This window comes from Micromonospora gifhornensis (assembly GCF_016863515.1).
Taxonomy (GTDB): Bacteria; Actinomycetota; Actinomycetes; order Mycobacteriales; family Micromonosporaceae; genus Micromonospora; species Micromonospora gifhornensis.
This window is the reverse complement of sequence record NZ_BOPA01000020.1, coordinates 1-21,179: the sequence shown is the minus strand read 5'-3', so window position 1 is coordinate 21,179 and position 21,179 is coordinate 1. Positions and strand designations below refer to the sequence as shown.

Here is a 21,179-nt window from a genome sequence, read left to right as displayed (position 1 = left end):
CGCCGATGCACCACGCGAACCACTTCTACGGCCACGCCCACGTGCTGGCCCGGTACGCGGGCCTCGGCGACGGGCATCCACCGCGGATCAACGGGTACGTCCAGCACGGCTGGAACATCGGTGACGGCCTGGCCCCCGGACACCCGTACGCCGAGGGCACCCCGAGTCTGCTGTGGTCGGAGCAGACCCGGCGGCGGGCCTGGTCGGTCGGGCGGCGCAACGTCACCGTGATCGGGGCACCGTTCGGCTACCTGCTGGCGATGCGCCCCGAACCGCAGTCGCCGCCGCAGCGGGCCGGCACCATCTGGTACCCGTTCCACGGCTGGGAGGGCCAGCACGTCGAGGGCGACCACGACCGGCTGATCGCCCAGATCCGGGACACCGAACCCGGGCCGGTCACGGTCTGCCTCTACTGGCACGAGCACCGGATGCGCCGGGTCCGTCGCCGGTACGAGAACGCGGGTTTCCGGGTCATCTGCCACGGCTACCGCGGGCACTGGTGGTCCGGCACCGACCCGGATTTCCTGGACCGCCAGCTCACCGAACTGCGCCGGCACGCCCGGGTCGCCTCCAACCGGCTGACCAGCGCCGTCTTCTACGGCATCGCGGCCGGTTGCGAACCTGCGGTGTACGGCAACCCGATGGTGCTGGCCGACGAGGATCCGACCTTCGGCGGTACCGCCCGGATCCGGCGGCAGTGGCCCGAGTTGCACGGCGAACAGGTGCACCTGCCGACCGCCGTGGAGATCGCCCGCGCCGAGCTGGGCGTCGACCACCGCTACCCACCGGCCGCGTTGCGCGAACTGCTCGGTTGGACGGCTGCTGTGCACAAGGAGGAAGCGTGACGACCGAGACGGCGGTGACGCTGCCCGGCGGCGAGATGTTGACCTGGTCCGACCAGCGTGCCGACGCCGGCAACCGGCCGCTTGCCGCGTTGGTCGCGCGGCTGGTGCCGCCCGGTGCCGACGTGCTGCTGGCCGGGCCGGTCGATCCGGCCGTGCTCGACGCGCTGGGCGGGGCCCGGGTCACCGCTCTGCTGCGCGGCTATCCGGACGCGGCGGCGCTGGCCGGCCGGGTCGACCGGGTGGTGGCCGCCGGAGCAACATGCCTACCGGCCGACGAGGCGTACGACGTGGTGATCGCCGCCGCCGGGCTGGACACCGTGGAGTCGGTGGAGGGCCCCCGGCTGGGCTGGGACGGGGTGCTGGCCCGGTTGGCGGCGGCGGTACGCCCCGGCGGCGTCCTGCTGCTGCGGCTGGACAACCCGCTCGGTGTCCACCGGTTGGTGGCGTCCTGCGGCTGGTACGTCGGCCGTGACGACGCCGAGTGGACCCTCGGCGGGGTGCTCGACCAGAGCCGTCCGGCGAACCTGGACCAGTTGCGGCTACGGCTCGACGCGGTGGGGCTGCGGGTGGCGGGAAGCTACGCCGGCTATCCCCGCCCGGAGTCGACCACCGCGTTGCTGGCGACCGACGAGCTGGCCCGGCGGACCACCTCCGGGCTGTTCGAGGCGGTCCTGCAGGAGAGCTGCACCCACGGTTACACCGGCCGGTTCGTGCTCGCCGACCCGGCCCGGCTGGCGGTCGACGCGCTGTTCGCTGGCCGGGCGGGCGACCTCGCCCCGTCCTGGCTGGCCGTCGCCCACCGCCCGCCCGCCTTCGGTCCCGAACCGGCGATGTCGGCAGCCGGCCTGCCCACCGCCACGCCCACGGCCGACGACGGGCGACTACCGGTGTTGCTGTGGGGCGGCGGCTCGGATACCCGGATCGTCGAGGTCGTCGACGGTCCGCACGGCTGGCACTGGCATCGACCGGGGCCGGTGGCGGCTGCGGCGACGCCCGCGCCGTACGCCAGTCGGGAGATCGCCCACCTCGATCCGGCGGCGCCGGACGGGCCGGTGCCCGACGGCCGTCTGCTGCACAACCTGCTGCTGGACGGCTGCCTGCGCCGCGACACGGCCCTGCTGCGTCGACTGCTACGCGGCTACGCCGACTGGCTCACCCACCAGGCCGCCGCCGACCCGCTCACCGGTGCGGTGGCGTTGGCCGGGGTGGACAACCTGGTCGTCGCCGGTGACCGGTTCGCGGTGCTCGATCCGAGCTGGCGGGTCGACGACCCGTTACCTGTCGACGTGGTGCTGGCCCGGGCCCTGTGGCGCTTCGCCACCGAACTACTCACCGGCGGCTACGCCCACCCGTGGACCTCCACACTGGATGCGATCGGTCTGACCGTGGTCCTCGGTGGCGTGGCCGGGCGGGACTTCGACCGGGCCGTTGTCGACGCCGCGCTGGACGTCGAAGCCGCGCTGGACGTCGACGCCGCGGTCCGACGCATCCGAGAGGCAGAACACCGGGACAGTCGGGGCGCCGATCGACGCGGCGGCCCCGAGGCCGGGCTGCGGACGGTCACGTCCACCGACCTGCCGCCCGGACGGCACAGCTACCAGCAGCTGCGCGACGCCTGGCTGCGGCAGCGGGACGAGAACACCCGGCTGGCTGCGGCGCTGAGTTGGACCGAGGACCTGCTCGCCTCGCGGGAGAAGGCGCTGCGCCGGGCCGAGGCGAAGCTCGACCTGCTCAGCGGAACTGTCAGTTACCAGCTCGCCCGGCTGGCCGTCACCCCGGCCCGCATCGCCCGTCGAGGGGCACGGGCCGTGAAACGACGGGCCCGTGCGGCCATCACCCGGAAGGACGGCAACCGTGAGTGACCGGATAGTGGGCATCGTCCAGGCCCGGATGGGTTCGTCCCGGCTACCGGGCAAGGTGCTGCGCCCGCTGGCCGGTCGCAGTGTGCTCGGTCGGGTGGTGCGGGCTGCTCAGGACAGCGGGGTGCTCGCCGACCTGGTGGTGGCGACCAGCACCGACGGCTCCGACGACGCGGTGGTCGCCGAGTGTGACCGGCTCGGGGTGGCCTGGCACCGGGGGCCCGTCGACGATGTGTTGACCCGGTTCGTCGGTGCGCTCGACGCGTATCCCGCCGACGCCGTCATGCGGTTCACCGCCGACTGTCCGCTGCTCGACCCGGAGATCGTCGCCCTGGTCGCCGGGGTGTACCGGGGCGCGTCGGGGCTGGACTACGTCAGCACGTCGATCGCCCGTACGCTGCCCCGCGGGCTGGACGTCGAGATCATCCGGGCCGACGCGTTGCGGGCCGTGGACCGGCTCGCCACCGCGCACCACCGGGTGCACGTCACCTCGTACGCGTACCGTCATCCGGAGTTGTTCCGGGTGCTCGGCGTGACGCTGACCCCGGATCGTTCCGCGCTGCGGCTCACCCTGGACACCGAGCCGGACTGGCAGCTGGTGCGGGCGGTGGTGGAGCAGTTCGGCGACGTCAGCGTGCCGTTGGCCAAGCTCGCCGACTGGCTCGACGGGCAGCCGCAGTTGCGGGCCCTCAACGCCGACGTCCGGCAGAAGCGGTTGGAGGAGAGCTGAACACGCCACGGGTCGGTCTGCGGTGCGACGCCGGGCCGCAGCGCGGGGTCGGGCACCTGGTCCGCTGCCTCGCCCTCGGTGAGGAGTTCCTGAGCCGGGGTGCTCGGGTCCAGATGTTCGGCACGGTGGCCGGCGTCGACTGGGCGGCCGACCAACTCGCCGCCCGAGGCATCCCACGGCATCCGGGCCCGGAGACGCCTGAGGAACTGGTCGAGACGGTACGCCGACACGAGGTGGACGTGCTGGTGCTCGACTCGTACGAGTTGGATCCGGCCGCGGCCGGTGCGGTGCGTGCGGCGGCCGTGGTGACCCTGGCGATCGTCGACGGCGACACCCGGGGGCAGGACGCCGACCTCTACCTCGACCAGAACTTCGACACCGACCTGGTGGTGCCGGCGGGACGGCTGCTGGCCGGCAGCGCGTACGCCCTGCTGCGGGGTGAGGTGCTGGCCGCCCGGCCGGCAGCGGCCCGCCCGGCGGTGCCGGTGGACCGTCCGACGGTGCTTGCCTTCTTCGGGGGCACCGACGCGGCCGGCGCGGCGCCGCTGCTGACCGAGGTGCTGCTGTCCACCGGCCGGCCGATGGCGCTCACCGTCGTCGCCGGCCGTCCCGACCTGGCCGACCGGCTGGCCCGGCTCGTCCCGGCGCCGGGGCAGACGCTGACGGTGCTGCCGCCGACCGGCCGGTTGCCGGACCTGATCGCCGCCGCCGACCTGGTGGTCAGCGCGGCCGGCACGTCGACCTGGGAGCTGTGCTGTCTGGGTGCGCCGTCGGCGCTGGTCTGCGTGGTGGACAACCAGCGTGAGTCGTACCACCGGGTGGTCGCCGCCGGGCTGGCCGCCGGGCTCGGCGACCTGCCGACCCTGGTCGCCGACCCGACCGCCCGGGCCGCCGCCGCGCGGACCCTGGACGCGCTGCTGGGCAGTGCGCAACACCGGGCGGCGCTGTCGCAGCGGGCCTGGTCGGCGGTCGACGGGCGGGGCCGGGCCCGAGTGGTCGACGCCGTGCTCGACACGCTTCGCCGTTCGGTAGAACGCTTGTGCTAATCGCCTGCTAGGGTGCCCCTATGTCGCAGGCCGCCTACCAGCCGTCGATGCTGGACGTCACCGACGCGGAGCCGACGCTCGGGCCGCTGCCGGGACGACTGCGCCGGCATCCGTTGAGTCGGGGCGCCTGGGTGGACCACCTGCCGGGCTGGGTGCACGGCTCCGACCAGGTGCTCGACGTCCTGCTGCGGGAGGTGCCCTGGCGGGCCGAGCGACGCACCATGTACGACACCGAGGTCGACGTCCCCCGCCTGCTCTGCTGGTACGGCGCGGGCCGGCCGCTGCCGCACCCGGTGCTCTCGGTCGCCCGCACCACGCTGACCCGGCACTACGCCGACGAGTTGGGCGAGCCGTTCGTCACCGCCGGCATGTGCCTCTACCGCGACGGCCGCGACAGCGTGGCCTGGCACGGCGACACCCAGGGCCGCTCCGCACACACCGACACCCTGGTCGCCATCGTCTCGTTCGGCTCCCCCCGCCACCTGCTGCTGCGCCCACGCGGCGGCGGCGCCAGCCTGCGCTTCCCCCTCGGTCACGGCGACCTGGTCGTGATGGGCGGCTCCTGCCAACGCACCTGGGAGCACGCGGTGCCCAAGACCACCCGCCCGGTCGGCCCCCGCGTCAGCGTCCAGTTCCGCCCCGCCGGCGTCGCCTGACGGTAAGGAAGGGCACCTTGTTAACGCCTCGGGTAGAGGAAGGGCCCCTTCTTAACGCCGCAGCCAACCGCAGCCGCCCGCCGCCACCCGCAGCCTCCGCAGGCCCCGCGACCGGCCGTGCTAGAAATTACCTCCAGGGTCGATCGCCCCCGTCAGCACTTCGACGTGAAGGGCCACCATGACCCAGTCCCCCACCGAACCGCGTTCCCGCTGGTCGCCCTGGTCCCTGCACGGCGACGGCCGCACCGTACGCCCCGGCGACGTGGTGCAGCCCGACGAGCGGCTCTCCTGGCCCCGCACCCTGGGCATCGGCGTGCAGCACGTGGTGGCGATGTTCGGCGCCACCTTCACGGTGCCGCTGATCACCGGCTTCCCGCCCGCCACCACGCTCTTCTTCTCCGGGCTGGGCACCCTGCTGTTCCTGCTCATCACCGGCAACCGGCTGCCGTCGTACCTCGGCTCGTCGTTCGCCTTCATCGCCCCGGTGCTGGCGGCCAAGGCCGGCGGTGACATCGGCCCGGCCCTCGGCGGCATCGTGGTGGCCGGCGTCGCGGTGGCCCTGGTCGGCCTGGTCGTGCAGATCGCCGGCGCGGGCTGGATCAGCCGGCTGATGCCGCCCCTGGTCACCGGCGCCATCGTGATGCTGATCGGATTGAACCTCGCCCCGGTGGCCTGGGACGGCGGCGGCGACGGCGGGGTCAAGGCCCAACCACTGGTCGCGGTCGTCACGCTCGTGTCGATCCTGCTGTTCACGGTGCTGTTCCGGGGCTTCCTGGCCCGGCTGTCGATCCTGCTCGGGGTGCTCGTCGGGTGGCTGCTCGCCGCGCTCACCGGCGGGCTGGACCCGACGACGGTCACCGGGCTACGGGAGGCCGCCTGGATCGGGCTGCCCGAGTTCCACTCGCCCAGCTTCAGCCTGCGTGCGGTGGTGCTGATCATCCCGGTGGTGCTGGTGCTGATCGCGGAGAACGCCGGCCACGTGAAGGCGGTGGCCGCCACCACCGGCCGGAACATGGACCGCGACATGGGCAGGGCGTTCATGGGTGACGGCCTGGCCACCGTGCTCGCCGGCTCCGGCGGCGGCTCCGGCACCACCACGTACGCGGAGAACATCGGTGTGATGGCGGCGACCCGCGTCTACTCGACCGCCGCGTACTGGGTAGCCGGGCTGGCCGCGGTGCTGCTCGGGCTCAGCCCGAAGGTCGGCGCGCTGATCCTCACCGTGCCGGCCGGCGTGCTCGGCGGCGCCACCACCGCCCTCTACGGTCTGATCGCCATCCTCGGCGCCCGCATCTGGCTGGACAACCGGGTCGACTTCCAGGACCCGGTGAACCTGCTCACCGCCGCCGTCGCGGTGATCATCGGTGCCGCCGACTACACCCTCACCGCCGGCGACCTCTCCTTCAACGGCATCGCCCTGGGCACCGCCGCCGCCCTGATCGCGTACCACGGCATGCGCCTGATCGCCCGCCTCCGCAACACCACCCCGACCTCCCGCCAGGGCCCCGAGCCGGAACTCTGAGCAGATTCACCGCTCGGCTCGCCGGCAGCGTCGAGGCCGAACCGGATGTCGAAGTCCCCGGCCAGCGCCGGGGACTTCGACACGTCCGGATCAGAACTGCGAGAAGAACCGCCAGACCTCGCCCTTGGTCCACGTCCTGGCGCCGCTGTCACCGCCACCGTCGACGTGGCCGGGGGTGTGACCGCCGTCGAACGCGCCCCACTGCACCGGATACCCGGCACGGCACCCCGAGTAGACGGTGGTGATGTGCGTCCGGCTACCCGGCGCCGGTTCCGGCGCATTCTGCTGGTTGCAGCCGTTGTTGCGGACGAACCTGTCGCGCAACGCCCGCCCGCTGGCGATGTTGTCGGAGATGCCGTGGATACCGAAGTACGCCACCGGCTGGGTGCCACCGCTGCACCCGCTCAGCTCTCGCGGCGCGCCGTACACCGCGACGGCCCGGAAGATGTTCGGTCGGGCGCAGGCGAGCGCGTAACTCATGGCACCGCCATAGCTGAAACCGAGGGCGAAGCGTTGCGTCGTGTTCACGCAGAGGTCGCTCTCGATCCGCCGGATCATGTCGTCGACGAAGGTGACGTCCTCGCCGCCGGAATTGGGCCAGCCGTTGCCGATGCCCTGGGGCGCGACCAGGATCGCGCTGTTGTTCGACTGCTCCTGCTGCCCGTAGTAGGCCCAGGCGGCCCCGTCGGCGCCACCGTAGGCGACATCACCGGAGGTGCCACCCAACCAGTGGAACGCGAACATCAACCGGTAGCGGGTGTTGTTGTTGTAGTTGGCGGGAATCCGCAGGATGAAGCTGCGACTCTTGCCACCGCTCTGGATCGTGTGCGAGCCACTGCTCAACGTCGGTGCCCTGCCGCACCCGGCCCCCGGTTCACCCGTGGGCGGTGGCGTGGACCCGCCACCGACCGCCACCAACTGCCACTGCTGGTTGGCGCCGTTGTGGTCGGCGTACTGGACGATGTTCGCCCCGTCGGCGGTCGAGGCGCCCTGCACCTCCACCACCTTGTTGCTGTGCCGGGTGATCAGCCGGACGTGGCCGGAGTCGGAGTCGGCCAGCCGGAACTGCTGGTTCGTCCCGTTGTGGTCCGCCCACTGCACGATGGCGCCACCGTCGGCGGTCGACGCCCCCGACACGTCCAGGACCTTGCCGGAATGCCGCGACTTCAGCCGGTAGTAGCCACCACCGGAGTCCACGAACTGCCACTGCTGGTTGGCCCCGTCGTTGCGCGACCACTGGCTGATCCGCGCGCCGTCGTTGGTGGCCAGCCCGTACACGTCCAGCGCCTTGCCGCTGTTGCGGTTGACGAGCACGTACCAGGCATTGGTGTCCGGCGTCGCGGCAGCAGCGGGGGCCGCATCGATTGCGACGAGTGTGCTGGCCACCAGGAGTGCCGCACCGGCCGCAGCCACTGCGGAGGACCGTCGACGTCTTTCAGGAGAGGCGGGACGTACCTCACCGGTCATTACTGACTCCTTCGACTGGGACCACGCGCGCTCAGGACAGGCGCACGTTGCCGCAGGCGCCGACGTCCGGGTGGTGGTGCAAACACGTCAAGGCTGCCCCTGCGGACAGCCTCAACGTAGCGTCGTCATACGTCTTACGTCAATGACGAGCATCGATACGTCTCCGACCTGCCCGATTCACACGTCCAGGCCAGACCGGGACCTCCAGTTACTGGCGATCGATCTGATGACCGATCACGGTGGGGCCGAGCATCACGGCGAAACCGGAGCCGTCCCGACGGGGATCGGCGGTCGGAAGCTCGACCGGCTCGCCATTCGCCGTCGAGCCCACCGGGCGAGGACCGATCCAAGCGACGACCACGTCGGTCTCACCCTTGAGGAACCGCTGCGCACGCACCCCGCCGGTCGCCCGCCCCTTCGCCGGGTACGCCGCGAACGGCGTCACCTTGACAGTGCCGCCGGTGGAGGTGACCACCATCGGCTCACCGTGCTGCGGATCGTCGGTACGCACCGCACCGAAGTACACCACCTGCGTCCCGGCCGGCAGGGCGATGCCGGCCATGCCGCCACCCTTGAGCCCCTGCGGGCGAACCGTGCCGGCGGGAAAACGCAACAGCGACGCCGCGCTGGTCAGGAAGGCCAGAGATTCCGCACCGTCGGTCAACCAGGTCGCCCCGACCACCTCGTCGCCGTCCCGCAGCCCGATCACCTCGAACTCGTCGGAGCGGACCGGCCAGTCCGGGGCACACACCTTGACCACCCCCTGCCGGGTGCCCAACGCCAAACCGGGAGAACCCTCGGCCGTCGGGCCGAGCGGCGCCAGACCGACCACGCTCTCCCCCGGCTCCAACGGCACCAACTCGGCCGCGGACATCCCACCACGCAACGACACCGTGCCCGCCTGCTCCGGCAACACCGGCAACGGCAACACGTCCACCTTGAACGCGCGACCGGCGCTTGTCACCAGCAGCACCCGACCCCGGGCGGTGGAGTGCACCACCGCGCGTACCGCGTCGTGCTTGACCCGGCCGTGCCGGCGGCGCCCCTCGGCGGCCTCCTCCGACTCGGCCGCGGTCCGCGCCACCAGACCGGTAGCGGACAGGATCACCTGACACGGGTCGTCGGCCACCTCCAGCGGCCCGGCCGGGGCGGAGGCGGCGAGCACCTCCTTCAGGTCACCGTCGACAAGCGTGGTCCGACGCGGTGCGGCGAACTGCTTGACCACCGCAGCCAACTCGTCGGAGACGAGCTTCTTCAGCACGTTCTCGTCGTCCAGGATGGTGGACAGCTCGGCGATCTCGGCGCGCAGCTTCTCCTGCTCGGCCTCCAACTCCAGCCGGTCGTACTTGGTCAGCCGACGCAACGGGGTGTCCAGGATGTAACTGGCCTGGATCTCGGAGAGCTTGAACCGGCGCATCAGGCCGTCCTTGGCCTCCTGGGCGTCCTCACTGGCCCGGATCAGCTTGACCACCTTGTCGATGTCCAGCAGGGCGATCAGCAGACCGTCGACCAGGTGCAGCCGCTCCTCGCGCTTACGCCTGCGGTACGCGCTGCGCCGGGTCACCACCTCGTAGCGGTGCGCCAGGAACACCTCCAGCAGCGCCTTCAGCCCGAGGGTGCGCGGCTGCCCGTCGACAAGCACCAGGTTGTTCACGCCGAAGGACTGCTCCAGCGGGGTGAGGCGGTACAGGTCGGCCAGCAACGCCTGCGGGTTGACCCCCACCTTGCACTCGATGACCAGGCGGGTGCCGTTCTCCCGGTCGGTCAGGTCCTTGACGTCGGCGATCCCGGTCAGCCGCTTGGTCTTGGTGACCTCGTTGGTGATGGCCGCGATGACCTTCTCCGCGCCCACCCCGTACGGCAACTCGACCACGGTGATCGCCTGCCGACCCCGGCTGCCCTCCAGCGGACCGATCTCCACCTTGCCGCGCATCCGCACCACGCCCCGGCCGGTCTCGTAGGCACGGCGCACCTCGTCGAGGCCGAGCAGCAGACCACCGGTGGGCAGGTCGGGGCCGGGCACGAACTCCATCAGCTTGTCGAGGGTGGCGTTCGGGTGCCGGATCAGCCAGCGCGCCGCCGACACGACCTCGCCCAGGTTGTGCGGGATCATGTTGGTCGCCATCCCGACCGCGATCCCGGAAGTGCCGTTGACCAGCAGGTTCGGGAAGGCGGCCGGCAGCACGGTGGGCTGGGTCAGCGAGCCGTCGTAGTTGGGCTCGACGTCGACGGTCTCCTCACCCAGCTCGCCGACGAGCAGCATCGCCTCCCGCGACATCCGCGCTTCGGTGTAACGCGCCGCCGCCGGTCCATCGTCTGGACTCCCAAAATTTCCATGCCCGTCGATGAGTGGGACGTTGAGGGAGAAGTCCTGCGCCATCCGAACCATGGCGTCGTAGATCGCGGTGTCGCCGTGCGGGTGGTAGCGGCCCATCACGTCACCGACCACGCGGGCCGACTTGACGTGCGCCCGGTCGGGCCGGAAGCCCGACTCGTACATGGCGTAGAGGATGCGCCGGTGCACCGGCTTGAGGCCGTCGCGGGCGTCCGGCAGGGCGCGGGAGTGGATGACCGAGAAGGCGTACTCCAGGTAGGAGTCGGAGACCTCGGTGACCAGCGGGTTGTCGAAGACCCGCGCGCCGGCCCGGTCGAACGCGGAGTGGTCGACCTTCGTTTCCTTGCGGCGTGCCATGGTTCAGCTTTCCTTCCGAAGAACCCGTTGGTCAGGCGTCGATGGCGTCGCGGTCGACGCGGTCGGCGGAGTCGATCAGCCAGTTGCGGCGCGGCTCGACCTTCTCCCCCATCAGCAGTTCGAGGATGCGCTCGGCGGCGTCGACGTCGTCCAGGGTGATCCGGCGCACCGAGCGGGTGGCCGGGTTCATCGTGGTCTCCCACAACTCGTCGGCGTCCATCTCACCGAGACCCTTGAACCGGGGGATGGGGGTGACGATCTGCTTGCCGGCCTGCTCCAGCTTGCGGACGGTCGCCTCCATCTCCGCCTGGGTGTAGGTGTAGACGGTCTCCGGGTTACGCCCCTTGGTGGTGATCTTGTGCAGGGGCGGCATCGCGGCGTAGAGCCGACCCGCTTCGATCAGCGGTCGCATGTACCGGGCGAACAGGGTGATCAGCAGGGTCCGGATGTGGGCGCCGTCGACGTCCGCGTCGGCCATGATGAGCACCCGGCCGTACCGCATCGCGGACAGGTCGAAGGTACGCCCGGAGCCGGCGCCGAGCACCTGCACGATCGCCGCGCACTCGGCATTGTCCAGCACCTGCTGGAGGTTGGCCTTCTGCACGTTGAGGATCTTGCCCCGAATCGGCAGAAGCGCCTGATATTCGGCGGAACGGGCAAGTCGCCCTGTGCCCAGGGCGCTGTCCCCTTCCACGATGAACAATTCACTTCTATCGATCCCTGAGGCGCGGCAGTCGACCAGTTTGGCCGGCATGGCGGCGCCTTCGAGGGCGGTCTTGCGGCGGGCGGCGTCCTTCTGCTGCTTCTGGGTCAGGCGTACCCGCGCGGCGTCGACGATCTTCTGCAGGACCGTACGCGCCTCGGTCTTGGTCTTACGGTCGTCCAGCCAGGACTTGAGGTGCTGCTCGACCAGGCCCTGCACCACCTTGGTGACCCCGGCGGTGGAGAGCTCGTCCTTGGTCTGCGAGGTGAACTGCGGCTCGGGCACCCGCACGTGCACCACCGCGGTCATGCCCTCCAGCACGTCGTCCAGGGTGGGCGCGTCCTCCTTGGCCTTGAGCAGGCCACGGGTGTTGCGTACGGCGTCGGCGAGGGTACGCGCCAGAGCTCGCTCGAAGCCCTTGCGGTGAGTCCCGCCGTGCGCGTTGCGGATGGTGTTGGTGAAGCACTCGACGGTGCGCTCGTAGCCGGTGCCCCAGCGGAACGCCACCTCGATCTCGGCGCGCCGCTGGACGTTCGACTGCATGACGCCGTTGGCGTCGGCGGCGTTCTCCCGGTAGGTGCCCTCGCCGGTGACCAGCAGGGTGCCGGAGACCGGCCGGTCGCCGGCCGGGGCGAGGAAGTCCACCATGTCGGTGAGCCCGTTGGGGTAGTGGAACTGCTCCCTGGTCGGCTCCTCGACCGTGAGGTCGCGCAGGGTGTAGCTGACCCCGGGCACCAGGAAGGCGGTGTGGCGCAGCTTGGCGCGCACGGCGTCGTGGTCGAGGGTGGCGCCGGTCTCGAAGTAGCGGGCGTCGTACCAGTAGCGGATCGAGGTGCCGGTGCGCTGGCCGCGCTTCATGGCGCCGACGACCTGCAGGCCCGGGCCGGGGGTGAACGGCGCGTCCGGGCCGTCGCCGTCGAAGATGCCGGGCACGCCGTGGCGGAACGACATGGTGTGCACCTTGCCGCTGCGGCGCACGGTGACGTCGAAGCGGCGGGACAGCGCGTTGACCGCCGAGGCGCCCACGCCGTGCAGACCGCCGGAGGTCTTGTAGCCGGAGCCGCCGAACTTGCCGCCGGCGTGCAGCCGGGTGAGCACCAGCTCGACGCCGGAGATGCCGGAGCGGGCGTGCACGTCGGTGGGGATGCCCCGGCCGTCGTCGTCGACCTGCACCGAGCCGTCGGCGTGCAGGGTGACCTCGATGGTGGTGGCGTGGCCGGCGACGCCCTCGTCGGTGGAGTTGTCGAGGATCTCGTTGACGAGGTGACCCACGCCACGGCTGTCGGTGGAGCCGATGTACATGCCGGGCCGTTTGCGGACGGCGTCCAGCCCCTCAAGGTGCGTGAGGTCGTCGGCCCCGTACAGGGTCTCTGGCTCTGCGGTCAACTCCGTCGTACTCCCCGGTCTCGGCGATGCGCTGCCCCGCACCGTCGGTGGTTGGCCCAGCGTGGGACGGCCGCAGCGAGCGTAGCCGTACGCCCCGACAGCTGATGCGGACACCCGCGCGGCGCGCCGCAGGAGGCCGCCGCTGGTGGTACCTGCCGCGGTCAACGCCCCGGCGTCGCGCCTTATGCCCGGTGCCGCCTCCGGTGTGGGCTGGGATTTAACTCCCGCCTGACCCAGATGTCACATCTGTTTCCCGTTGTTGACGTACGTCACACCTGCGTGATTCCATCACGCACCAGAGGATCTTTCATATTTCCATGAATGGATGGGGATGCCATGTCCGGGTTGCGTCGTACCGCCGCCGCGATGGCTCTGGCCGTCGCCGCGGCGACCCTTTCCACAGCCGTGACCACCGCCGCTCCCGCGGCCGCGGCGCTGCCCACCGCTGCGGTCGCCCTCGGCGACAGCTTCATCAGCGGCGAGGGTGCCGGGGCGTACCAGCCGGTGGTCGACTCGACCGGGGTCGCACGCAGCTTCCCGGGCTGGACAGCGTCGAACAGCAACGCCTTCTTCTGCCACCGGTCCGGCAACGCCTCGCTGCACAAGGCGTCGCTGCCCGGCATCCAGGACCGGTTCAACCTGGCCTGCTCCGGCGGCCAGCCGCGCGACATCGCCGCCGCCTCGTCGGCGCGCGCCAACGGCCGTCAGGTGGCCGCCCAACTCGACCAGCTTCGCACCGTCGCCCGCACCCACGACATCGACCTGGTGCTGATCGGGCTGGGCTCCAACAACAGCTCGTTCACCTTCGGCGGGGTCGCCGAGAAGTGCGCCAACCGGTTCATCGCCGACGCCTGGACCGGCTGGTGGGAGTTCTGGGCGTACCTCAACGGCCCGGTGGAGCAGAAGCCCTGCACCGACGCGGACCTGGCCACCGCCGCGCAGATCAGCGCCGCGACCGCCGAGACCACCGCCGCGGTACGCCAGATCCTGACCACCCTGCGCGAGGTGGACGCCGACGGTCAGCACCGGGTGGTGCTGCAGGACTACACGAACCCGCTGCCGCTGGACCTGGCCTCGCCGTACCACTCGGAGGACAGCCGGGACGACACCCGGGACAAGTTCCGCGCCCTCGGTGCCGAGCGGTACGCCGCCGGCTGCCCGATCCACCGGGCCAGCCTCGCCCCCGGCCACCGCTTCTCCCAGGGACTCGGCACCATCGTGCGCTCCACCCGGGACACCCTGGCCGCCGAGTTCCCCGGCACCGACCTGGTCTACCTCAACGTCCAGCGGGCCTTCGACGGCGCCCGGCTCTGCGAGACCTCGAACAGCCCGACCGGCACGCTGGCCACCCCGATCCGGTTGATGGACAACCCGCCCAACGGCACCTTCGTCACCAGCCTCTCCGGCAAGGACAAGATCGCCATCCAGCGGATCGCGAACACCTGCGTGACCTACTTCCAGACCTGCCAGGAGTCGTGGCACCCGAACGCCGCCGGGCACCAGGTGCTCGGCCAGTGCCTGGCCGGAGCGGCCACCACCACGGCCCGCTCAGTGGCCTGCGTACGGGCCTCGAACGGCACGATCAGCGTCTCCTGACCATCCGGGACCGGCCCGCATCCCGAGGTGCGGGCCGGTCGCCGTCACCGCTCAGGGCGCAGGCGGGGCACCGAGTGCGAGCAGCACCGGGCCGGTCGGTGAGTCGACGAGATCCGCCAGGCTGACCCGGTCGAGCACGGCGAGGAACGCCTCCTGCGCCCGGCGCAGCTCGATCCGCAACCGGCAGGCCGCCCGCAGCGGGCAGGCCGGCGCCTCGCAGTCGACCACCTCACCGTCGCCCTCGAACGCCCGGACCACCTGCCCGACGGTGTAGGTCGCGCCGTCCGCGGCGAACGCCACCCCGCCGGAACGGCCGCGGATGGTCACCAGCACGCCGAGGTGCTGCAACCGCTGCACCACCTTGGCCACGTGGTTGCGGGGCAGCGCCAGTCGCTGCGCCAACTCGTCCACAGTGGTCCTGCGGCCGGAGGCGGCGGTCAGCATGGCGATCCGCATCGCCATGTCGGTGGACCGGTTGAGCTTCACCTTTCGACCTTACGGTGGCCGCGGGCCGCACCGGCCGCCGGTGTGATCCGCGCGACCGGTGATCCGGGACCTTCGACCCTAAAGAGGTACCTGCAATACCTGTTTTTGTGGGCGCGTCCGTAAGGTTCGTCCCGAAGGAGAACATCGTGCTCACCCAGTCCTCAGCAGAGGTGGTTACGGCGACCCTGCCCGCCGTACGGGCGCACGGCGAAGCCATCACACGCCGGTTCTACCAGCGGATGTTCGCCGCGCATCCCGAGCTGCTCGACCTGTTCAACCGGGGCAACCAGGCCAGCGGCAGCCAACAGGCGGCCCTGGCCGCCGCCGTGGTCGCGTACGCCGAGCACCTCATCGGCGCGGGCGCCACGCCGTGGGGTCCGGTGCTGGACCGCATCGCACACAAGCACGCCTCCCTGGGGATCACTCCGGCCCAGTACACCGTCGTGGGCCGGCACCTGCTCGCCGCCGTCGGCGAGGTGCTCGGCGAGGCGGTCACCCCGTCCGTTGCCCTCGCCTGGGACGAGGTCTACTGGCTGCTCGCCGTCGAACTGGTCGCCCGGGAGGCCCGGCTCTACGCCGCCGCCGGGCTGACCGAGGGCGAGCCGGTGTGGCGCCCGTGGCGGGTGACGGCGCGCCGGCAGGAGACCCCCGACGTGGTCTCGTTCACCGTGACGCCCGACGACTCCGGCGAGGTGCCCACCTTCGTGCCGGGCCAGTACACCTCGGTCGCGGTCGACCTCGGCGGCGGCCGCGGCCGGCAGATCCGCCAGTACAGCCTCGCCGGACGCCCGGGTGCCGCGCACTGGCGGATCGCCGTCAAGCGGCTGCGCGGGATCGACGGCGCACCGGACGGCCAGGTCTCGACCTTCCTGCACGAACACGTGACGGTCGGTACGACGCTGCGGCTCAGCCCACCCTTCGGCGAGGTCAACGCCGTCGCGGGCGACGGCCCGCTGCTGCTGGTCAGCGCCGGTATCGGGCTGACCCCGGCGATGGCCGCGCTGGAACATCTGGCGGTCACCGCGCCGCAGCGCCCGGTGGTGCTGGTGCACGCCGACCGGGCCGGCGCCGCCCACGCGCTGCGCGGCGATCTGCCGCGCCTGCACGCCGCGCTGCCGAACCTGCGCACCAGGCTGTGGTACGAGGACACCAGCGACGTCGCACTGCCCGGGGTAGCCGTCGAGGTGACCGGCGGCCGGGTGGACCCCGAGTCGATCCCGCTCTCCCCCGACGCCCACGTGCACCTCTGCGGGCCACTGCCGTTCATGAACATCGTCCGGGGTGGACTGTTGCGCCGGGGCGTACCGGTGGAGCGGATCGCCTACGAGGTGTTCGGTCCGGGCATGCTGCGCGGCTAGTGCGCCGCCCCCGGCGGGTCGAGCGACCCCGCCGGGGGCCGCCCCCACCGCACCCTACTCGCGGGTAACCTGTACGGGTGAGCGCGACTGTGGAATACGTGCAGGATTTCGTCCAGGTCGACGGCGCCCGCCTGGGCATCCAGGTCTACCCGGAGCCCACCGGCCCGGCGGAGGCACCGGTGGTGCTTGTCGTGCCGGCCATGGGGGTTCGGGCCCGGTACTACCGGCCGTTCGCCACCGCCCTGCGCGCCGCCGGGCTGGCCGTGGTCGTGGCCGACCTGCGCGGCACCGGCGAGAGCACGCCCCGGCCGAGCCGGGCCTGCCGGTACGGCTACACCGAACTGGCCGCCGACATCGGTGCGGTACGCACAGCGCTCAAGGCCCGCTTCGACGGTCGACGCACGCTGCTGCTCGGGCACTCCCTCGGTGGGCAGGCCGCCGTGCTGCACCTGGCCCTGCACGGCGAGCAGGAGGTCGACGGGTTGGTGCTGGTGGCCGTCGGCATCCCGTACTGGCGGGACTTCACCGGCCCACGGCGGTACGGCGTGCTGCCGTACACCCAGGGCATCGCCGCCACGGCCCGGCTGCTCGGGGTCTGGCCCGGCTGGGGATTCGGTGGCCGCCAGGCGCGCGGGGTGATCCGCGACTGGGCGCACACCGCGCGGACCGGCCGTTTCCCGCACCTGGACGGCGTCGACACCGAGGCGGCGGTGCGGCAGATCCGCACCCCGGTGCTGGCGGTCAGCGTCGACGACGACCAGTACACCCCCCATTCGACGCTGGACCGGCTCTGCGCCAAGCTCGCCGCGGCTCCCGTCGTCCGCGAGCGGCACGGCGGCCCGGACGGCGTCGCGCTCGACCACTTCACCTGGGTACGGCACGCCGCCGAGCCGCTGGCCGCGCGGGTCGCCGCGTTCGCCGCCGCCCTCCCCGCACGCTGATCCAGGCTGTCCCCGACCCCACGATTAGTGCCCCGCATCGGGGGTAAGCCGCAGCGCTCGAAACGGCTGAGGGGGACACATCATGTCGGACACGCACACCACCCTGCGATCCATGCACGACCTGGGCCTGGCGGCCTGGTTCGGCGGCTCCCTGATGGGGGCGTTCGGCGTCAACGGCGCCGCGGCACGGGTCGGCGACTCGACCCAGCGAATTCCGGTGGCTTCGGCCGGCTGGTCCAAGTGGACGCCGGTCAACGCCGCCGCCATCGGCGCCCACCTCGCGGGCGCCGTCGGTGAACTGGTCACCGAGAGCCCGCGGATGGCCGCCCAGCGCGGCGTCGGTCGGGCGAGCACGCTGAAGACCGCCCTGACCGTCGGCGCCCTCGCGGCGACCGGTTACAGCCGGATGCTCGGCAATCGGCTGTCCAGGGCCGGCGGCACCAGCGTGGCCGGCGTCACCGAGCCGAACCAGCAGACGCCGCAGAACGTGGCCGCCTGTCAACGGCAGCTCAAGCTGCTCCAGTGGGCCATCCCGGCGCTCACCGGCGCGCTGATCGTGGTCACCGCGTACATGGGTGAGCAGCAGAAGCCCGGGCAGGTGCTGCGCGGCATGCTCGGCCGGGCCAACGGCCTGATGCAGACACCGAAGACGATGGCCAAGGGCGGCGGCCTGATGCAGATGTCGAAGGCGATGAGCCGCAACGGCCACTGACATGGCGGTGACGCGGGCGGTCCGGCGGCATCGGGTGAGGTCGCGCCGCTGAGGCCCGGCAGCAGCATCCGGACCGCCGGCCGGCAACCGGCGCCGATCAGCGAGGTGGCCATGACGGACAGGGACAGGCAGGACCAGGGCCCCGAGGGCGTCGAGCCCTGGGGGACCACTGACGGCTTCGATGCCGACCCGCCGTGGGGCGTCGGCGAGGACTCACCGATGGACGAGGGCAGTGAGCCGACCGCCGTGGCGGAGGGTCGGCGTGGTGAACGGCGGGCGGGTGAGACGCCGCGGGAGCATCCGCCCGCCGGCCGGCACGGGTTCGGGTCGGTGGAGCCGACCCGGACGCCGGCGGCCGGGCCGGGCGCACCGCCGGATCCGGCGCCGCCGCGCCGCTCGTTCCCGGCGGAGGTGGCCGGTGAGGATCTGCCGGACAACGCGTTGGAGGAGGCGACCGGCATGCGGCCGGAAGGGATCTCCCGGCGCGGTTGAACACGGCCTCGGGACGACCCGCTCAGTGGCGCGCCGATCGGCCGGCGGATACCCGCCCGGCGGATTGGCGCGCCGATCGGCCGGCGGGCACCCGCCCGGCGGCGAGCAGGCCGGTGAGCCGTTCGGCGTCGCGCTGGGCCTGCCCGGCACAGCAGTTGTTGAACAGCACGTGCAGCTCGTCGGCCTGCTCGGCGAACTCGGTCAGCAGGTCCGACCAGATGCGCAGCTCCCGGTCGCCGTAGGCGTACCGGAAGCGGTCCTCCTTGTCTCCGCCGTCCCAGGCGGTGCTGTGCCCGTGCATCCGCACCATCGCCAGCTCGGCGGTGGCGTGCAGGATCGGTGGCACCGACTCGGGGTGGCCCTGCGGCATGTCCACGCAGCAGAACGTGAGCCCCTGGTCGCGGAGGAAGGCCAGGGTCTCCAGCGCCGCCCGACCGTCGAACCAGGACCCGTGTCGCAGCTCGACGGCGACCCGCCACGGCCGGCAGCGGTCGGCCAGTTCCGCGATCCGCCGTCGGGCCGCGTCGCCGCGGGCCAGCCACGGCGGGAACTGCAACAGCACCGCGCCGAGCCGGTCGGCCGCCGCGATCGGGTCCAGCGCCGCGCGGAACCGCCACCACAACTCGTCGTACGCCGTCGGCGGCAGGTCACGCCGACGGATCTGGGCCGGCCCGCCGACCGGGCGCAGGTCGGCGGGGAGGGTGGCGACCGGGGTCGGATGGCCGGTGAAGAGGCGGTACGCCTTGACGTTGAAGGTGAAGTCGTCGCCGGTGGCGTCGACCCAGCCCTGGGTCGTCTCCGGTGCCGGCACGGCGTAGTACGACGTGTCCACCTCGACCAGTGCGAACCTGCCCGCGTAGTGGCGCAACCGGCCGGCCGGGGTGTTCGCCTCGCGCGGATACCAGCCGGAGCGCACAAGCGTCCGGTCGGCCCACGAGGACGTGCCCACCTTGATGACAGTCATGTAATTCAGTGCACCGCCACCGGCGGGGATCGGCAACCGGTGGCGGCGCCAGTGGGTTTGGATCGGCCGCAACCGGGGAGCCCACCAGTTGGCTACAGCGGTTTACTGGAGGTAAGGATGCGTGCGCTACGGCTGCCTGCGTGGAAGAGCGAACCGGAACTGGTCGAGGTCGACGAGCCGACACCCGGCCCGGGCGAGGTGGTGGTGAAGATCGGCGGCGCCGGCGCATGCCACTCCGACCTGCACCTGATGCACGACTTCGAGGCCGGTTCCCTGCCCTGGAATCCGCCGTTCACGCTCGGTCACGAGAACGCCGGTTGGGTGCACGCCCTCGGCGCCGGTGTGACCGGACTGGAGATCGGCCAACCGGTCGCCGTCTACGGGCCGTGGGGCTGCGGCGCCTGCGCCCGCTGCCGGGTCGGTGCCGAGAACTACTGCGAGAACCCGGCCGCCGCACCCATCCCCGGGGGCGGAGGCGGTCTCGGCCTGGACGGCGGAATGGCCGAGTACGAGTTGGTGCCGGACGCCCGGCTGGTGGTGCCGCTGCCCGAGGGGCTGGATCCGGTGCTGGCGGCGCCGCTGACCGACGCGGGCCTGACCCCGTACCACGCGATCCGCCGCTCGTGGCCGAAGCTGCCGCCCGGCAGCACGGCCGTGGTGATCGGCGTGGGTGGGCTCGGTCATGTCGGGGTGCAGATCCTCAAGGCCACCACCGCTGCCCGGATCATCGCCGTGGACACCCGGGACGAGGCGTTGCGGCTGGCCGAGGAGTGCGGCGCCGACCAGACGCTGCGGTCGGGTGAGGGGACCGTCGAGGAGATCCGCTCGGCCACCGGCGGCCGGGGCGCGGACGTCGTGCTGGACTTCGTCGGCGCGGACGCCACCATGAAGATGGGTGCCGCCGCCGCGCGTACCGTGGGCGACCTGACCATCGTCGGCATCGGCGGCGGATCGCTGCCGGTGAGCTTCTTCTCCGTGCCGTACGAGGTGAGCATCCAGACCACCTACTGGGGCAGCCGACCGGAGCTGATCGAGGTGCTGGACCTGGGCTCCCGTGGGCTGCTTGCGCCGAAGACCACCACGTTCTCCCTGGACGACGCGATGAGCGCGTACCGGCAGATGCAGGACGGCACCCTCGAAGGCCGCGCCGTGATCGTGCCCTGACCACCGGTTCCCGCGCCCTCTAGGATGATCATGTGGTCGCCGCGCTGGAGCTCTACCTGGACCCGGTCGCCACCCGCCGGATCCGGGTGCTCTGGGATGCCCTGGAGGCCGAGGGGGTGCAGAGCCTGCGGTCGCTGTTGGAGCAACGGCACCGACCGCACGTCTCGCTCGCGGTCGCGCCCCGGTTCGACCCGGAGCAGGTGGCGGCGGCGTTGGCCGGTTTCACGGTGGCCGCACCGCTGCGGCTGTCCTTCCAGCACGCCGGGCAGTTCGTCGGCCGGGTGCTCTGGCTGGGCCCGGCGCCCACCGCGGAGCTGCTGGCACACCATCGACGGGTGTACGACCGGCTCGCCGCCGCCGGCATCGCCCTGCACGAGCACTACCACCCGGGCCGCTGGATCCCGCACTGCACCCTGTCGATGCGCGTGCCGAACACCCTGATGGCCGCCGCCGTCCGCCGCTGCCTCGAAGTCCTCCCCCTGGAAGCCACAATCGCCTCCGCCGCCCTGACCGACCACGCCCACAACATCTCCCACCCCCTCCCCTAACCACCCCCCCCA

Annotated in this window: 18 protein-coding genes; 13 read left to right on the top strand and 5 right to left on the bottom strand. The window is 72.0% G+C overall.

From position 1 onward, the window contains the following. The first annotated feature begins 5 nt into the window (after positions 1-5). The 6 genes from Vgi01_RS14785 (at position 6) to Vgi01_RS14760 (ending at position 6,658) form a co-directional block, all read left to right on the top strand. Entirely contained in the window at positions 6-845 is an 840-nt protein-coding gene (locus Vgi01_RS14785) for a hypothetical protein (RefSeq protein ID WP_204291399.1), read from the top strand. Beyond that, positions 842-2,707, top strand: coding sequence for a class I SAM-dependent methyltransferase (locus Vgi01_RS14780; RefSeq protein WP_204291398.1), 1,866 nt, complete (start codon positions 842-844; stop codon positions 2,705-2,707). The genes Vgi01_RS14785 and Vgi01_RS14780 overlap by 4 nt, the downstream gene beginning before the upstream one ends. Continuing rightward, complete coding sequence (locus Vgi01_RS14775; RefSeq protein WP_204291397.1) at positions 2,700-3,434, top strand: cytidylyltransferase domain-containing protein; 735 nt, start codon at positions 2,700-2,702, stop codon at positions 3,432-3,434. The genes Vgi01_RS14780 and Vgi01_RS14775 overlap by 8 nt, the downstream gene beginning before the upstream one ends. Further along, on the top strand, positions 3,431-4,480 hold the full coding sequence (locus Vgi01_RS14770; protein WP_204291503.1) for a PseG/SpsG family protein: 1,050 nt from the start codon (positions 3,431-3,433) through the stop codon (positions 4,478-4,480). Before Vgi01_RS14775 ends, Vgi01_RS14770 begins: the two co-directional genes overlap by 4 nt. A gap of 20 nt (positions 4,481-4,500) precedes the next feature. Continuing rightward, positions 4,501-5,136: an alpha-ketoglutarate-dependent dioxygenase AlkB gene (locus tag Vgi01_RS14765; protein ID WP_204291396.1), complete on the top strand. Its 636-nt coding sequence runs from the start codon at positions 4,501-4,503 to the stop codon at positions 5,134-5,136. Positions 5,137-5,314: 178 nt separating this feature from the next. Further along, positions 5,315-6,658: a uracil-xanthine permease family protein gene (locus Vgi01_RS14760; RefSeq protein WP_204291395.1), complete on the top strand. Its 1,344-nt coding sequence runs from the start codon at positions 5,315-5,317 to the stop codon at positions 6,656-6,658. Positions 6,659-6,748: 90 nt separating this feature from the next. Here the strand turns inward: Vgi01_RS14760 and Vgi01_RS14755 are convergent, their stop codons facing one another. The 3 genes from Vgi01_RS14755 to Vgi01_RS14745 all read right to left on the bottom strand — a co-directional run bounded on the left by Vgi01_RS14755 (position 6,749) and on the right by Vgi01_RS14745 (position 12,906). Continuing rightward, positions 6,749-8,125 (bottom strand): RICIN domain-containing protein, encoded by a 1,377-nt coding sequence (locus Vgi01_RS14755; RefSeq protein WP_199180117.1) that lies wholly within the window; start codon positions 8,123-8,125, stop codon positions 6,749-6,751. A 208-nt stretch (positions 8,126-8,333) separates the two neighbouring features. Continuing rightward, entirely contained in the window at positions 8,334-10,817 is a 2,484-nt protein-coding gene (locus tag Vgi01_RS14750; protein WP_204291394.1) for a DNA gyrase/topoisomerase IV subunit A, read from the bottom strand. A 31-nt stretch (positions 10,818-10,848) separates the two neighbouring features. Beyond that, positions 10,849-12,906, bottom strand: a complete 2,058-nt coding sequence (locus Vgi01_RS14745) for a DNA gyrase/topoisomerase IV subunit B (RefSeq protein ID WP_204291393.1) — start codon at positions 12,904-12,906, stop codon at positions 10,849-10,851. Between the two features lie 336 nt (positions 12,907-13,242). Between Vgi01_RS14745 and Vgi01_RS14740 the strand changes: the two genes are divergently transcribed. Beyond that, on the top strand, positions 13,243-14,502 hold the full coding sequence (locus Vgi01_RS14740; RefSeq protein ID WP_204291502.1) for an SGNH/GDSL hydrolase family protein: 1,260 nt from the start codon (positions 13,243-13,245) through the stop codon (positions 14,500-14,502). 51 nt (positions 14,503-14,553) lie between these two features. Here the strand turns inward: Vgi01_RS14740 and Vgi01_RS14735 are convergent, their stop codons facing one another. Then, positions 14,554-14,988 (bottom strand): RrF2 family transcriptional regulator, encoded by a 435-nt coding sequence (locus tag Vgi01_RS14735; protein ID WP_204291392.1) that lies wholly within the window; start codon positions 14,986-14,988, stop codon positions 14,554-14,556. 146 nt (positions 14,989-15,134) lie between these two features. On the opposite strand from Vgi01_RS14735, the gene Vgi01_RS14730 reads away from it, so the two are divergent. The 4 genes from Vgi01_RS14730 to Vgi01_RS14715 all read left to right on the top strand — a co-directional run bounded on the left by Vgi01_RS14730 (position 15,135) and on the right by Vgi01_RS14715 (position 18,491). Further along, positions 15,135-16,346, top strand: a complete 1,212-nt coding sequence (locus Vgi01_RS14730) for a globin domain-containing protein (RefSeq protein WP_126712304.1) — start codon at positions 15,135-15,137, stop codon at positions 16,344-16,346. A gap of 89 nt (positions 16,347-16,435) precedes the next feature. Beyond that, positions 16,436-17,287 carry an alpha/beta hydrolase family protein gene (locus Vgi01_RS14725; protein ID WP_204291501.1) on the top strand — a complete coding sequence of 284 codons (852 nt, stop codon included), beginning with the start codon at positions 16,436-16,438 and terminating at the stop codon, positions 17,285-17,287. Between the two features lie 82 nt (positions 17,288-17,369). Continuing rightward, positions 17,370-17,999, top strand: a complete 630-nt coding sequence (locus tag Vgi01_RS14720) for a hypothetical protein (protein ID WP_102657043.1) — start codon at positions 17,370-17,372, stop codon at positions 17,997-17,999. Between the two features lie 111 nt (positions 18,000-18,110). Next, positions 18,111-18,491 carry a hypothetical protein gene (locus tag Vgi01_RS14715; RefSeq protein ID WP_102657044.1) on the top strand — a complete coding sequence of 127 codons (381 nt, stop codon included), beginning with the start codon at positions 18,111-18,113 and terminating at the stop codon, positions 18,489-18,491. Positions 18,492-18,513: 22 nt separating this feature from the next. Here Vgi01_RS14715 and Vgi01_RS14710 read toward each other — a convergent pair whose 3' ends face one another. Beyond that, a complete protein-coding gene (locus Vgi01_RS14710) occupies positions 18,514-19,455 on the bottom strand; it encodes a DUF72 domain-containing protein (RefSeq protein ID WP_204291391.1) in 942 nt (313 codons plus the stop codon). 117 nt (positions 19,456-19,572) lie between these two features. Here Vgi01_RS14710 and Vgi01_RS14705 point away from each other — a divergent pair, with 117 nt between their 5' ends. Together Vgi01_RS14705 and Vgi01_RS14700 are read left to right on the top strand one after the other, a co-directional pair. After that, the gene (locus tag Vgi01_RS14705; protein WP_204291390.1) at positions 19,573-20,619 is read left to right on the top strand and encodes an NAD(P)-dependent alcohol dehydrogenase; all 1,047 of its coding nucleotides are present in this window, start codon (positions 19,573-19,575) and stop codon (positions 20,617-20,619) included. Between the two features lie 32 nt (positions 20,620-20,651). Continuing rightward, a complete protein-coding gene (locus tag Vgi01_RS14700) occupies positions 20,652-21,167 on the top strand; it encodes a 2'-5' RNA ligase family protein (protein ID WP_102657047.1) in 516 nt (171 codons plus the stop codon). Positions 21,168-21,179: the final 12 nt, after the last annotated feature.

Bases quoted from the DNA above. Each gene is read 5' to 3' on its own strand.
- Vgi01_RS14760 (WP_204291395.1), top strand. From the start codon at position 5,315: ATGACCCAGTCCCCCACCGAACCGCGTTCCCGCTGGTCGCCCTGGTCC.
- Vgi01_RS14750 (WP_204291394.1), bottom strand. From the start codon at position 10,817: ATGGCACGCCGCAAGGAAACGAAGGTCGACCACTCCGCGTTCGACCGG.
- Vgi01_RS14715 (WP_102657044.1), top strand. From the start codon at position 18,111: ATGACGGACAGGGACAGGCAGGACCAGGGCCCCGAGGGCGTCGAGCCC.
- Vgi01_RS14785 (WP_204291399.1), top strand. From the start codon at position 6: ATGCACCACGCGAACCACTTCTACGGCCACGCCCACGTGCTGGCCCGG.
- Vgi01_RS14710 (WP_204291391.1), bottom strand. From the start codon at position 19,455: ATGACTGTCATCAAGGTGGGCACGTCCTCGTGGGCCGACCGGACGCTT.
- Vgi01_RS14705 (WP_204291390.1), top strand. From the start codon at position 19,573: ATGCGTGCGCTACGGCTGCCTGCGTGGAAGAGCGAACCGGAACTGGTC.
- Vgi01_RS14720 (WP_102657043.1), top strand. From the start codon at position 17,370: ATGTCGGACACGCACACCACCCTGCGATCCATGCACGACCTGGGCCTG.
- Vgi01_RS14740 (WP_204291502.1), top strand. From the start codon at position 13,243: ATGTCCGGGTTGCGTCGTACCGCCGCCGCGATGGCTCTGGCCGTCGCC.
- Vgi01_RS14755 (WP_199180117.1), bottom strand. From the start codon at position 8,125: ATGACCGGTGAGGTACGTCCCGCCTCTCCTGAAAGACGTCGACGGTCC.
- Vgi01_RS14765 (WP_204291396.1), top strand. From the start codon at position 4,501: ATGTCGCAGGCCGCCTACCAGCCGTCGATGCTGGACGTCACCGACGCG.